Annotated in this window: 13 protein-coding genes; 10 read left to right on the forward strand and 3 right to left on the reverse strand. The window is 47.5% G+C overall.

Annotation, left to right across the window (positions count from 1 at the left end):
* Positions 1–177 precede the first annotated feature (177 nt).
* Entirely contained in the window at positions 178–1,086 is a 909-nt protein-coding gene (gene galU, locus G434_RS23050) for a UTP--glucose-1-phosphate uridylyltransferase GalU (protein ID WP_000718995.1), read from the forward strand.
* Between the two features lie 198 nt (positions 1,087–1,284).
* Positions 1,285–1,743 (forward strand): IS200/IS605-like element IS200C family transposase, encoded by a 459-nt coding sequence (tnpA, locus tag G434_RS23045; protein WP_000526135.1) that lies wholly within the window; start codon positions 1,285–1,287, stop codon positions 1,741–1,743.
* Between the two features lie 199 nt (positions 1,744–1,942).
* Here the strand turns inward: tnpA and hns are convergent, their stop codons facing one another.
* Complete coding sequence (gene hns, locus G434_RS23040; protein ID WP_001287378.1) at positions 1,943–2,356, reverse strand: histone-like nucleoid-structuring protein H-NS; 414 nt, start codon at positions 2,354–2,356, stop codon at positions 1,943–1,945.
* A 603-nt stretch (positions 2,357–2,959) separates the two neighbouring features.
* Between hns and tdk the strand changes: the two genes are divergently transcribed.
* Positions 2,960–3,577, forward strand: coding sequence for a thymidine kinase (tdk, locus tag G434_RS23035; protein WP_000068076.1), 618 nt, complete (start codon positions 2,960–2,962; stop codon positions 3,575–3,577).
* A gap of 302 nt (positions 3,578–3,879) precedes the next feature.
* Here the strand turns inward: tdk and adhE are convergent, their stop codons facing one another.
* Entirely contained in the window at positions 3,880–6,555 is a 2,676-nt protein-coding gene (adhE, locus tag G434_RS23030) for a bifunctional acetaldehyde-CoA/alcohol dehydrogenase (protein WP_000301651.1), read from the reverse strand.
* Between the two features lie 392 nt (positions 6,556–6,947).
* Between adhE and ychE (G434_RS30410) the strand changes: the two genes are divergently transcribed.
* The 7 genes from ychE (G434_RS30410) to oppF all read left to right on the forward strand — a co-directional run bounded on the left by ychE (G434_RS30410) (position 6,948) and on the right by oppF (position 14,003).
* Positions 6,948–7,001: a protein YchT gene (gene ychE, locus G434_RS30410; protein WP_211180492.1), complete on the forward strand. Its 54-nt coding sequence runs from the start codon at positions 6,948–6,950 to the stop codon at positions 6,999–7,001.
* Between the two features lie 30 nt (positions 7,002–7,031).
* The gene (ychE, locus tag G434_RS23025) at positions 7,032–7,679 is read left to right on the forward strand and encodes an NAAT family transporter YchE (RefSeq protein WP_000616773.1); all 648 of its coding nucleotides are present in this window, start codon (positions 7,032–7,034) and stop codon (positions 7,677–7,679) included.
* Positions 7,680–8,416: 737 nt separating this feature from the next.
* Positions 8,417–10,048, forward strand: a complete 1,632-nt coding sequence (oppA, locus tag G434_RS23020) for an oligopeptide ABC transporter substrate-binding protein OppA (protein WP_000182039.1) — start codon at positions 8,417–8,419, stop codon at positions 10,046–10,048.
* A gap of 85 nt (positions 10,049–10,133) precedes the next feature.
* Entirely contained in the window at positions 10,134–11,054 is a 921-nt protein-coding gene (gene oppB, locus G434_RS23015) for an oligopeptide ABC transporter permease OppB (RefSeq protein ID WP_000911112.1), read from the forward strand.
* Positions 11,055–11,068: 14 nt separating this feature from the next.
* Positions 11,069–11,977: an oligopeptide ABC transporter permease OppC gene (gene oppC / locus G434_RS23010; protein WP_000979661.1), complete on the forward strand. Its 909-nt coding sequence runs from the start codon at positions 11,069–11,071 to the stop codon at positions 11,975–11,977.
* Positions 11,978–11,988: 11 nt separating this feature from the next.
* Positions 11,989–13,002, forward strand: a complete 1,014-nt coding sequence (gene oppD, locus G434_RS23005) for a murein tripeptide/oligopeptide ABC transporter ATP-binding protein OppD (protein ID WP_000110945.1) — start codon at positions 11,989–11,991, stop codon at positions 13,000–13,002.
* Positions 12,999–14,003 (forward strand): murein tripeptide/oligopeptide ABC transporter ATP-binding protein OppF, encoded by a 1,005-nt coding sequence (gene oppF, locus G434_RS23000; RefSeq protein WP_000994905.1) that lies wholly within the window; start codon positions 12,999–13,001, stop codon positions 14,001–14,003. The genes oppD and oppF overlap by 4 nt, the downstream gene beginning before the upstream one ends.
* Before the next feature lie 52 nt (positions 14,004–14,055).
* Here oppF and G434_RS22995 read toward each other — a convergent pair whose 3' ends face one another.
* Positions 14,056–14,385, reverse strand: coding sequence for an HI1450 family dsDNA-mimic protein (locus G434_RS22995; protein ID WP_000366959.1), 330 nt, complete (start codon positions 14,383–14,385; stop codon positions 14,056–14,058).
* Between the last annotated feature and the right edge of the window lie 2 nt (positions 14,386–14,387).

The following is a 14,387-nucleotide window of genomic DNA, read 5'->3' on the forward strand; positions in this document are numbered from 1 at the left end:
TGCATTACCAGCTAATGTCGGCTGGTGGTACTATCGTCGCCATTCGTATAAGTAATTGTCTTAATTATGCTAACTCGCATCCTTTTCAGAACTTAGCCCCTTCGGGGTGCTGATATACTGGGATGCGATACAGAAATATGAACACGTTCAAAACACGAACAGTCCAGGAGAATTTAAATGGCTGCCATTAATACGAAAGTCAAAAAAGCCGTTATCCCCGTTGCGGGATTAGGAACCAGGATGTTGCCGGCGACGAAGGCCATCCCGAAAGAGATGCTGCCACTTGTCGATAAGCCATTAATTCAATACGTCGTGAATGAATGTATTGCGGCTGGCATTACTGAAATTGTGCTGGTTACTCACTCATCTAAAAACTCGATTGAAAACCACTTTGATACCAGTTTTGAACTGGAAGCAATGCTGGAAAAACGTGTAAAACGTCAACTGCTTGATGAAGTGCAGTCTATTTGTCCGCCGCACGTGACTATTATGCAAGTTCGTCAGGGGCTGGCGAAAGGCCTGGGACACGCGGTATTGTGTGCTCACCCGGTAGTGGGTGATGAACCTGTGGCTGTTATTTTGCCTGACGTTATTCTGGATGAATATGAATCCGATTTGTCACAGGATAACCTAGCAGAGATGATCCGCCGCTTTGATGAAACGGGTCATAGCCAGATCATGGTTGAACCGGTTGCTGATGTGACCGCATATGGCGTTGTGGATTGCAAAGGCGTTGAATTAGCGCCGGGTGAAAGCGTACCGATGGTTGGCGTGGTTGAAAAACCAAAAGCGGATGTTGCGCCGTCTAATCTCGCTATTGTGGGTCGTTACGTACTTAGCGCGGATATTTGGCCGTTGCTGGCAAAAACCCCTCCGGGAGCTGGTGATGAAATTCAGCTCACCGACGCAATTGATATGCTGATCGAAAAAGAAACGGTGGAAGCCTATCATATGAAAGGGAAGAGCCATGACTGCGGTAATAAATTAGGTTACATGCAGGCCTTCGTTGAATACGGTATTCGTCATAACACCCTTGGCACGGAATTTAAAGCCTGGCTTGAAGAAGAGATGGGCATTAAGAAGTAACATCCGTATCGATGTTATCCACGAAACGGCGTTGAGCAATCGACGCCGTTTTTTTGTGCACAGAAAACCCCCAGCTAGGCTGGGGGTTCCGGAAAGCTTTCAGCTTTGAGCCAGTTATTAAAACCCCTTTTGATTTGTTAAAACACCTTGCGGTCTGGCAACTGCAAGTGTCAAACAAGAAATCAAAAGGGGGTCCCAATGGGGAACGAAAAGAGCTTAGCGCACACCCGATGGAACTGTAAATATCACATAGTTTTTGCGCCAAAATACCGAAGACAGGTGTTCTACAGAGAGAAGCGTAGAGCAATAGGCAGTATTTTGAGAAAGCTGTGTGAGTGGAAAAGCGTACGGATTCTGGAAGCTGAATGCTGTGCAGATCATATCCATATGCTTGTGGAGATCCCGCCTAAAATGAGCGTATCCGGGTTTATGGGATATCTGAAAGGGAAAAGCAGTCTGATGCTTTACGAGCAGTTTGGTGATTTGAAATTCAAATACAGGAACAGGGAGTTCTGGTGCAGAGGGTACTACGTCGATACAGTGGGTAAGAACACGGCGAAGATACAGGATTACATAAAGCACCAGCTTGAAGAGGATAAAATGGGAGAGCAGTTATCGATTCCCTATCCGGGCAGCCCGTTTACGGGCCGTAAGTAACGAAGTTGGATGCAAATGTCAGATCGTGTGCGCCTGTTAGGGCGCGGCTGGTAAGAGAGCCTTATAGGCGCATTTGAAAAACCTCCGGCTATGCCGGAGGATATTTATTTATAGCTTATTCTTATTAAATTGTCTTAAACCGGACAATAAAAAATCCCGCCGATGGCGGGATTTTTAAGCAAGTGCAATCTACAAAAGATTATTGCTTGATCAGGAAATCGTCGAGGGATTTACCTTGCTCATCCATTGCTTTTTTGATTACAGCTGGAGTACGGCCCTGGCCAGTCCAGGTTTTAGTTTCGCCGTTTTCGTCAACGTAGCTATATTTTGCCGGACGCTGAGCACGTTTAGCTTTGGTGCCAGATTTAACGGCAGCAAGGCTATTCAGCAGTTCGTTCGGGTCAATACCGTCAGCGATCAGCATTTCGCGATATTGCTGCAGTTTACGAGTGCGCTCTTCAACTTCAGCAGCAGCCGCGCTTTCTTCTTCGCGACGTTCGTTAACAACAACTTCTAATTTTTCCAGCATTTCTTCCAGCGTTTCAAGTGTACATTCTCTTGCCTGCGCACGAAGAGTACGGATGTTGTTCAGAATTTTAAGTGCTTCGCTCATTGTAGTAATCTCAAACTTATATTGGGGTGGTTTGTTGAGGTAATAATAGAGCCTTAAATTCAGTTGTGCAATAGCCAGGAATGTAAGGAATTCAAAATTGTTCTTTATTTTGTGCCGCCAATAAATATCTTTTCATAAAATTAGCCAGAAAAGACGCGGCATATAGCCCTATTTGCGCCGATGATTTCGCAGCACGTGAGGTTAAAACTTCCTGATTCATGTCACATTTTATGGGGAGATTATCGTAGGCTGACGACCTTTCAGTCTTCTGTATTAGTCGTGTTTACGAGAATTCCGTATTAAGCGAATGATGAAAAGTAGAACAGTCGCAATAAGAGCAGGGACTTAGTATTGCACTATCTCCAGGAGGTCAACAGAGGGCTATTACTTGCGCAACAGGTTAAAGATTGTGAATAGTTACCAGCAGTCATTTACCCGCTTATAACAAGCGAGGCAGTTGTAATGATAGCTCAGAAGGATTATGCAAGGCTTCGTAAGGGAGAACGCATATACCACTTCTGTGCATACTGTTGAGCTGAAAAACTGACGAATTATGATAAACTCCAGCCAACTTTAATTCATATCATTGAGGGCCTGTGGCTGATGGCACAGCTATATTTCTACTATTCCGCAATGAATGCGGGTAAGTCTACAGCATTGTTGCAATCTTCATACAATTACCAGGAACGCGGCATGCGCACTGTCGTATATACGGCAGAAATTGATGATCGCTTTGGTGCCGGGAAAGTCAGCTCGCGTATAGGTTTGTCATCGCCTGCAAAATTATTTAACCAAAATTCATCATTATTTGATGAGATTCGTGCGGAACATGAACAGCAGGCAATTCATTGCGTACTGGTTGATGAATGCCAGTTTTTAACCAGACAACAAGTATATGAATTATCGGAGGTTGTCGATCAACTCGATATACCCGTACTTTGTTATGGTTTACGTACCGATTTTCGAGGTGAGTTATTTATTGGCAGCCAATACTTACTGGCATGGTCCGACAAACTGGTTGAATTAAAAACCATCTGTTTTTGTGGCCGCAAAGCAAGCATGGTGCTGCGTCTTGATCAAGCAGGCAGACCTTATAACGAAGGTGAGCAGGTGGTTATTGGTGGTAATGAACGCTACGTTTCTGTATGCCGTAAACACTATAAAGAAGCGTTAGAAGTCGGCTCATTAACGGCTATTCAGGAAAGGCATCGCCACGATTAATAAGAATTTCTTTACTGACAGGGTGAGCAGGGCGCTTTTATCCTGTCAGTTCGTTTTACTCACTTCATCCGGTGTATATACCCTTCTCGACAGTTCTTTAACGCCACTATACCCCTCACAGAGCGCTTTTACAGTGACGTTGACTTGTGACCTGTAAAGTACAATATCGCTGTGTGTAGGCGTTATACATCGCCGTAAATATGATGAAGGCAAATGCTGTCGGTTTATGGGAAAGTTGCTTTGGGTAAAACAAAAAAACGGCCCCAGAAGGGACCGTTTATGTTGCCAGACAGCGCTACTGATTAAGCGGATTTCTTCGCTTTTTTCTCAGCTTTAGCCGGAGCGGCTTCTTTTTTCGCTGCAGTTTCACCTTCTACATAATCACGACCGTAGTAGGTATCCAGCAGAATCTGTTTCAGCTCGGAGATCAGTGGGTAACGCGGGTTAGCGCCGGTGCACTGGTCATCGAATGCATCTTCAGACAGTTTATCCACATTCGCCAGGAAGTCTGCTTCCTGAACGCCAGCTTCACGGATAGATTTCGGAATACCCAGTTCAGCTTTCAGCGTTTCCAGCCATGCCAGCAGTTTCTCGATCTTAGCAGCAGTACGGTCGCCCGGTGCGCTCAGACCCAAGTGGTCAGCAATTTCAGCATAACGACGGCGAGCCTGCGGACGGTCATACTGGCTGAATGCAGTCTGCTTGGTCGGGTTGTCGTTCGCGTTGTAGCGAATAACGTTACAAATCAGCAGGGCGTTTGCCAGACCGTGCGGAATATGGAACTGGGAACCCAGTTTGTGCGCCATTGAGTGACATACACCCAGGAAGGCGTTCGCAAACGCGATACCCGCGATAGTTGCTGCACTGTGAACACGTTCACGCGCTACCGGATTTTTAGAACCTTCGTGGTAGGACGCTGGCAGATATTCTTTCAGCAGTTTCAGCGCCTGCAGAGCCTGACCATCAGAGAACTCAGATGCCAGTACAGAAACATAAGCTTCCATGGCGTGAGTTACTGCGTCCAGACCACCGAAAGCACACAGGGACTTCGGCATGTCCATAACCAGGTTGGCATCGACAATCGCCATATCCGGGGTCAGCGCATAGTCTGCCAGCGGATATTTCTGACCAGTAGCGTCGTCAGTTACAACCGCAAACGGAGTGACTTCAGAACCTGTACCAGAAGTGGTGGTGACAGCGATCATTTTCGCTTTCACGCCCATTTTCGGGAACTTGTAGATACGTTTACGGATATCCATAAAGCGCAGCGCCAGTTCTTCGAAGTGAGTTTCCGGATGTTCGTACATGACCCACATGATCTTCGCGGCGTCCATCGGGGAACCACCACCCAGCGCGATAATCACGTCTGGTTTAAAGGAGTTTGCCAGTTCTGCACCTTTACGAACGATGCTCAGGGTCGGGTCAGCTTCTACTTCGAAGAAGACTTCAGTTTCAACGCCTGCTGCTTTCAGTACGGAAGTGATCTGATCAGCATAACCATTGTTGAACAGGAAGCGGTCAGTCACGATGAGCGCACGTTTGTGGCCATCAGTAATCACTTCATCCAGCGCGATTGGCAGGGAGCCACGGCGGAAGTAGATAGATTTCGGAAGTTTGTGCCACAACATGTTTTCAGCTCGCTTAGCAACGGTTTTCTTGTTGATCAGGTGTTTCGGACCAACGTTTTCAGAGATGGAGTTACCACCCCAGGAACCACAACCCAGAGTCAGGGAAGGTGCGAGTTTGAAGTTATACAGGTCACCGATACCACCCTGAGAAGCCGGGGTGTTAATCAGGATACGAGCCGTTTTCATTTTCTGACCGAAGTAAGAAACGCGAGCCGGTTGGTTATCCTGGTCAGTGTACAGGCAAGAGGTATGACCGATACCGCCCATAGCAACCAGTTTCTCTGCTTTTTCTACCGCGTCTTCGAAATCTTTAGCGCGGTACATTGCCAGAGTAGGGGACAGTTTTTCATGTGCGAACGGTTCGCTTTCATCAACAACGGTCACTTCACCGATCAGAATCTTGGTGTTTTCTGGTACAGAGAAGCCTGCCAGTTCAGCAATTTTATAGGCTGGCTGACCAACGATAGCCGCGTTCAGCGCACCGTTTTTCAGGATAACGTCCTGAACAGCTTTCAGCTCTTTACCCTGCAACAGATAGCCGCCGTGGGTTGCGAAACGTTCACGTACTGCGTCATAAACAGAGTCAACAACAACAACAGACTGTTCAGAAGCACAGATTACGCCGTTGTCGAAGGTTTTGGACATCAGCACAGATGCAACTGCACGTTTGATATCAGCAGTTTCATCGATAACAACAGGCGTGTTACCCGCGCCTACACCGATAGCTGGTTTACCGGAGCTGTATGCGGCTTTAACCATGCCCGGACCACCAGTCGCGAGGATCAGGTTGATGTCTGGGTGGTGCATCAGTGCGTTAGAAAGTTCAACAGAAGGTTGATCGATCCAGCCGATCAGATCTTTCGGAGCACCGGCAGCGATAGCAGCCTGCAGAACGATATCAGCCGCTTTGTTGGTGGCATCTTTTGCACGCGGGTGCGGGGAGAAGATAATGGCGTTACGGGTCTTCAGGCTGATCAGCGATTTGAAGATAGCAGTTGAAGTCGGGTTAGTGGTCGGAACGATACCGCAAATAATACCGATTGGTTCAGCGATAGTGATGGTACCAAAAGTGTCGTCTTCAGACAGAACACCACAGGTTTTTTCATCTTTATAGGCGTTGTAGATATATTCAGAAGCAAAGTGGTTTTTGATCACTTTATCTTCGACGATACCCATGCCGGATTCGGCAACGGCCATTTTCGCGAGTGGGATTCGAGCATCTGCAGCAGCCAGAGCGGCGGCGCGGAAGATTTTGTCTACTTGCTCTTGAGTGAAACTGGCATATTCACGCTGGGCTTTTTTTACACGCTCTACGAGTGCGTTAAGTTCAGCGACATTAGTAACAGCCATAATGCTCTCCTGATAATGTTAAACTTTTTTAGTAAATCATCTGCTCGAATACGAGAGTATAGTCAGTGCGGTGATGATTTGCTTAACCGATGAAAATCAAAAGCTTACTCGCGCTCACACTCACTGTGATTTACTAAAAGAGTTTAAACATTAGAGTTATTATCTCTAATGCGTCACTTCCAGGTGGCGTAAGCAAGATTACTCACTTCTGGGTACTGATTACGTGATCCAAATCAAATTTTTGCAAAGCTGACACCTTTCAGCATCGCTTTTCGCCATTATAGCTAACAGTTAATAAATTGTAGTATGATTTGGTGGCTACATTAGCATGTTTTGCACAACCAGATAACAATAACGAATGATAGCAATTTTAAGTAGTTAGGAGGTGAAAAATGCTGTCAAAAGGCGTATTGTCAGCGCGTCTTTTTAACCTTATTTATGGCTAACATTATCCGGCTTTTGCTTCGGAGCTAACCGTGATTCAGACCCTTTTTGATTTTCCCGTTTACTTCAAATTTTTCATCGGGTTATTTGCGCTGGTCAACCCGGTAGGGATTATTCCCGTCTTTATCAGCATGACCAGTTATCAGACAGCGGCAGCGCGAAACAAAACTAACCTTACAGCCAACCTGTCTGTGGCCATTATCTTGTGGATCTCGCTTTTTCTCGGCGACACGATTCTGCAACTTTTTGGTATATCAATTGATTCGTTCCGTATCGCCGGGGGCATCCTGGTGGTGACGATAGCGATGTCGATGATCAGCGGCAAGCTTGGCGAGGATAAACAGAACAAGCAAGAAAAATCAGAAACCGCGGTACGTGAAAGCATTGGTGTGGTGCCACTGGCGTTGCCGTTGATGGCGGGGCCAGGGGCGATCAGTTCTACCATCGTCTGGGGTACGCGTTATCACAGCATTAGCTATCTGTTTGGTTTCTTTGTGGCTATTGCATTGTTCGCTTTATGTTGCTGGGGATTGTTCCGCATGGCACCGTGGCTGGTACGGGTTTTACGCCAAACCGGCATCAACGTGATCACGCGTATTATGGGGCTATTGCTGATGGCATTGGGGATTGAATTTATCGTTACTGGTATTAAGGGGATTTTCCCCGGCCTGCTTAATTAATTCCTTTCAAATGAAACGGAGCTGTCATGCTCCGTTTACTTCGTCATTATTTTTACTTTGTTCCCGCGCAGTTATCAAAAGCAAAAGGAATGGGTGAAAATATTCTTCTCAAATTACAGTTGGTTATAAGGATTTCCTTAACTGCTTCTCCTCACCATCATGTTATTTTCGCCACATCATAATCCTGGGCTTGCTGAAGAATAATTGAAATGATATTAGTAATTCCACTGCTTTTGGTAGAGGAAAGTGCTAAATAATAATCAATTGTTAAATTATTGTGCATTTCACTACTGGAACTGTAATCAGAAAAGAGAGACATGCTTAACCAATCTCTATTTGATTGAATTAAAAGATGTTTGTTAAGACATGGATGCAAGCTATAGATTCTGATACGGTCAATAAAAGAGAATTGCTTAACAATTTTGCAAAATGTATTGGCGAGTAAGAAGCGCATTTGGTACTTTCCGGGCAACCGCCAGACGATTCTTTATTGGTAATGAGAATAATTAACAATTAAAGAGCGTCGCGAAAGAATAATGTGTCTCGACAGGGGAGACACAGTACGAATCGACATAAGGTGATCGTCTGAATCACCAGAATAAATAAAGTCGGTGATAGTAATACGTAACGATAAAGTAACCTGACAGCAGAAAGTCTCCGAGCCTGTGCAGGGTCCCAATCCGGGATTACACATGCTGGTTAATACCAGTAATTATAATGAGGGAGTCCAAAAAACAATGACCAACATCACCAAGAGAAGTTTAGTAGCAGCTGGCGTTCTGGCTGCGCTTATGGCAGGGAATGTCGCGCTGGCAGCTGATGTACCCGCAGGCGTCACACTGGCGGAAAAACAAACGCTGGTACGTAACAATGGTTCAGAAGTTCAGTCATTAGATCCGCACAAAATTGAAGGTGTTCCGGAGTCTAATATCAGCCGAGACCTGTTTGAAGGCTTACTGGTCAGCGATCTTGACGGCCATCCGGCACCTGGCGTCGCTGAATCCTGGGATAATAAAGATGCGAAAGTCTGGACCTTCCATTTGCGTAAAGATGCGAAATGGTCTGATGGCACGCCAGTCACAGCCCAAGACTTTGTGTATAGCTGGCAACGTTCTGTTGATCCGAACACCGCTTCTCCGTATGCCAGTTATCTGCAATATGGGCATATCGCCGGTATTGATGAAATTCTTGAAGGGAAAAAACCGATTACCGATCTCGGCGTGAAAGCTATTGATGATCACACATTAGAAGTCACCTTAAGTGAACCCGTTCCGTACTTCTATAAATTACTTGTTCACCCGTCAACTTCACCGGTGCCAAAAGCCGCTATCGAGAAATTCGGCGAAAAATGGACCCAGCCTGGTAATATCGTCACCAACGGTGCCTATACCTTAAAAGATTGGGTCGTAAACGAACGAATCGTTCTTGAACGCAGCCCGACCTACTGGAACAACGCGAAAACCGTTATTAACCAGGTAACCTATTTGCCTATTGCTTCTGAAGTTACCGATGTCAATCGCTACCGTAGTGGTGAAATCGACATGACTTATAACAACATGCCGATCGAATTGTTCCAGAAGCTGAAAAAAGAGATCCCGGACGAAGTTCACGTTGATCCATACCTGTGCACTTATTATTACGAAATTAACAACCAGAAACCGCCATTTAACGATGTACGTGTGCGTACCGCACTGAAACTGGGTATGGACCGCGATATCATTGTTAATAAAGTGAAAGCGCAGGGCGACATGCCCGCCTATGGTTACACTCCACCGTATACTGATGGCGCAAAATTGACTCAGCCGGAATGGTTTGGCTGGAGCCAGGAAAAACGTAACGAAGAAGCGAAAAAACTGCTGGCTGAAGCGGGTTATACCGCAGACAAACCGTTAACCATCAACCTGTTGTATAACACCTCCGATCTGCATAAAAAGCTGGCGATTGCAGCCTCTTCATTGTGGAAGAAAAACATTGGTGTAAACGTCAAACTGGTTAACCAGGAGTGGAAAACGTTCCTCGACACCCGTCACCAGGGCACTTTTGATGTGGCCCGTGCAGGCTGGTGTGCAGACTACAACGAACCAACTTCCTTCCTGAACACCATGCTGTCGAACAGCTCGATGAATACCGCGCATTATAAGAGCCCGGCCTTTGACAGCATTATGGCGGAAACGCTGAAAGCGACTGACGAGGCGCAGCGCACAGCTCTGTACACTAAAGCAGAACAACAGCTGGATAAGGATTCGGCCATTGTTCCTGTTTATTACTACGTGAATGCGCGTCTGGTGAAACCGTGGGTTGGTGGCTATACCGGCAAAGATCCGCTGGATAATACCTACACCCGGAATATGTACATTGTGAAGCACTAATGGCAATACGTGGGGCAGGCGTGTCCTGCTCCACGGTGTCTGATTTTTATCGCATTACAGAAGGCACAGGCCAGAAGGTAGGGCAATGTTAAAATTTATTCTACGTCGCTGTCTGGAAGCGATTCCGACGCTATTTATTCTTATTACTATTTCGTTCTTCATGATGCGCCTCGCGCCGGGAAGCCCTTTTACCGGCGAACGTACTTTACCGCCAGAAGTGATGGCCAATATCGAAGCGAAATATCATCTTAATGATCCGATCATGACACAGTATTTCAGCTACCTGAAACAACTGGCGCATGGCGATTTCGGTCCATCGTTTAAATATAAAGATTATTCGGTCAACGACCTGGTTGCATCCAGTTTTCCCGTTTCTGCCAAACTGGGAGCCGCAGCATTTTTCCTTGCGGTAATACTGGGTGTTAGTGCTGGCGTTATTGCAGCATTAAAACAAAACACCAAATGGGACTATACCGTGATGGGGCTGGCAATGACCGGGGTTGTTATCCCCAGTTTTGTGGTTGCGCCATTATTAGTCATGATATTTGCGATCATTTTGCATTGGCTGCCGGGCGGTGGCTGGAATGGTGGTGCGCTTAAATTCATGATATTGCCGATGGTGGCGTTGTCACTCGCCTATATCGCCAGTATTGCGCGTATTACCCGTGGCTCTATGATTGAGGTTTTACACTCCAACTTTATTCGTACTGCCCGGGCGAAAGGGTTACCTATGCGGCGGATCATTTTACGCCACGCATTAAAACCTGCTCTGTTACCCGTGCTCTCCTATATGGGCCCCGCATTTGTCGGCATTATTACCGGTTCTATGGTTATCGAAACCATTTATGGTTTGCCGGGGATTGGGCAACTGTTCGTTAATGGCGCATTGAACCGTGACTATTCCTTAGTGTTAAGCCTGACTATCCTGGTTGGTGCGTTAACCATTTTGTTTAATGCCATTGTCGATGTGCTATATGCGGTTATCGACCCGAAAATCCGTTACTGATACTGGAGCTCGCGATGATGTTAAGTAAGAAAAACAGCGAGACGCTGGAAAATTTCAGTGAAAAGCTGGAGGTCGAAGGGCGCAGCTTGTGGCAGGACGCACGTCGACGTTTTATGCATAACCGTGCGGCGGTTGCCAGTCTGATAGTGCTGGTGCTGATCGCGTTATTTGTCATCCTGGCACCGATGCTTTCGCAGTTTGCCTATGACGATACTGACTGGGCGATGATGTCCAGCGCCCCGGATATGGAGTCCGGTCACTACTTTGGTACTGACTCATCCGGTCGCGACCTGCTTGTGCGCGTTGCGATTGGCGGGCGTATCTCACTCATGGTCGGTGTTGCTGCGGCACTGGTGGCTGTGGTCGTCGGGACACTTTATGGTTCGCTTTCCGGTTATCTGGGCGGTAAAGTGGATTCGGTAATGATGCGTCTGCTGGAAATCCTCAACTCCTTCCCATTCATGTTCTTCGTCATTTTGCTGGTGACCTTTTTCGGTCAAAACATCCTGCTGATTTTCGTGGCGATAGGCATGGTTTCCTGGCTGGATATGGCTCGTATTGTGCGTGGGCAAACCCTGAGTCTGAAGCGCAAAGAGTTTATTGAGGCGGCACAAGTTGGCGGTGTATCGACGTCGGGCATTGTTATTCGCCACATTGTGCCGAACGTACTCGGTGTGGTGGTGGTCTACGCATCACTTCTGGTGCCCAGCATGATCCTCTTTGAATCTTTCCTTAGCTTCCTGGGGTTGGGTACGCAAGAGCCGTTAAGCAGCTGGGGTGCATTGCTGAGTGATGGCGCGAACTCGATGGAAGTCTCTCCATGGTTATTGTTGTTCCCAGCGGGATTCCTCGTGGTGACACTGTTTTGTTTCAACTTTATCGGCGATGGCTTGCGTGATGCCCTCGACCCGAAAGATCGTTAAGGAGTGCAGCCATGAGCGTAATTGAAACTGCAACTGTGCCGCTCGCACAACAACAGGCTGACGCACTGCTGAACGTGAAAGATTTGCGTGTCACCTTTAGTACCCCGGACGGCGACGTCACGGCGGTCAATGATTTGAATTTTTCCCTACGTGCCGGAGAAACGCTGGGCATTGTAGGTGAGTCTGGTTCGGGTAAATCGCAAACTGCATTTGCGTTGATGGGCCTGTTGGCTGCCAACGGACGTATTGGCGGATCGGCAACCTTCAATGGGCGTGAAATCCTCAATTTGCCAGAGCATGAACTCAATAAACTGCGCGCTGAACAAATCTCAATGATTTTTCAGGACCCAATGACTTCGTTGAATCCCTATATGCGTGTCGGTGAGCAGTTGATGGAAGTGCTGATGCTGCATAAGAACATGAGCAAAGCTGAGGCGTTTGAAGAGTCGGTGCGGATGCTCGATGCGGTAAAAATGCCGGAAGCACGTAAACGCATGAAAATGTACCCGCATGAATTTTCTGGTGGCATGCGTCAGCGAGTCATGATTGCGATGGCATTGCTATGTCGACCTAAGCTGCTGATTGCGGATGAACCCACTACTGCGCTGGACGTCACCGTACAGGCGCAGATCATGACGCTATTAAATGAACTGAAGCGGGAATTTAATACCGCCATCATTATGATCACCCACGATCTTGGCGTGGTGGCGGGGATCTGCGACAAAGTGCTGGTAATGTACGCTGGGCGCACGATGGAATATGGCAATGCGCGCGATGTCTTTTATCAACCCGTTCATCCTTATTCTATCGGTTTGCTCAACGCGGTGCCGCGTCTCGATGCGGAAGGTGAAACAATGTTGACCATCCCGGGTAATCCGCCAAACTTGCTGCGATTACCGAAAGGTTGCCCGTTCCAGCCACGTTGTCCACATGCGATGGAAATTTGTAGTAGCGCACCGCCGCTGGAAGAGTTTACGCCTGGCCGTCTGCGTGCTTGCTTTAAACCGGTGGAGGAACTGTTATGAATGCTGTAACTGAAGGAAGAAAAGTCCTCCTTGAAATCGCCGATCTGAAAGTGCACTTTGAAATCAAAGATGGCAAACAGTGGTTCTGGCAACCGCCGAAAACGCTCAAAGCCGTCGATGGTGTCACTCTTCGCCTGTATGAAGGGGAAACATTAGGTGTGGTAGGGGAGTCGGGATGCGGTAAGTCCACCTTTGCTCGCGCCATCATCGGTTTGGTCAAGGCGACCGACGGTCATGTTGCCTGGTTAGGTAAAGAGTTGCTGGGCATGAAGCCCGATGAATGGCGTGCCGTTCGCAGTGATATTCAGATGATTTTCCAGGATCCGTTGGCATCGCTAAACCCGCGTATGACCATCGGCGAGATTATCGCTGAACCGCTGCGTACCTATCATCCGAAAATGTCACGCCAGGAAGTTCGCGAGCGCGTGAAGGCGATGATGCTGAAAGTCGGGTTATTGCCTAACCTGATTAACCGCTATCCGCATGAGTTCTCTGGTGGGCAGTGCCAGCGTATCGGGATTGCTCGTGCTCTTATTCTTGAACCGAAGCTGATTATCTGTGATGAGCCGGTGTCGGCGCTGGACGTGTCAATTCAGGCGCAGGTGGTCAACCTGCTCCAGCAGCTGCAACGCGAGATGGGATTGTCATTAATTTTTATCGCTCACGACCTGGCCGTGGTAAAACACATTTCCGATCGTGTGCTGGTGATGTATCTCGGCCATGCGGTAGAACTGGGGACCTATGATGAGGTCTACCACAATCCACTACATCCTTACACCAGGGCATTGATGTCGGCAGTCCCCATACCTGATCCGGATCTGGAGAAGAATAAAACCATCCAGTTACTGGAAGGGGAATTACCGTCGCCGATCAACCCGCCTTCCGGTTGTGTTTTCCGTACCCGTTGCCCGATTGCCGGTCCGGAGTGCGCCAAAACACGTCCTGTTCTGGAGGGGAGTTTCAGACACGCCGTTTCTTGCCTGAAAGTCGATCCGCTTTAAACACAATAAGGGCTGACAGTTGTCAGCCCTTTTTCACGCCGAAAGTGATTATTTATTCCCGCCAGATGATATGGCAAAGTTTGTGATCTTTTTCGCGGCATAACAGAATGCGGGCGAAAACATCGTTGATTTCACCATCTTCACTGTCCGCCAGACCAATCACCACTTCGGCAAAAAAGTCCGGGTTCAAATCGAAATCAACATGTTCCTGCCAGTCTTCCGCCGGATCGAATAACTCCGCGCCGCCGCGCTCTTCAAACTGAAGATTGAACAGCAGAACATCAGCTGGATCGAGATTGTCGGCAGCCAGTTCGAGAAAAATATCGTAGGCCTGCTCAAGCGTTTCATCTTCAGTCAGGCGATTGTTTAGATCCATATCCATAG

This window comes from Escherichia sp. KTE172, assembly GCF_000408845.1.
GTDB classification, from domain to species: domain Bacteria; phylum Pseudomonadota; class Gammaproteobacteria; order Enterobacterales; family Enterobacteriaceae; genus Escherichia; species Escherichia coli.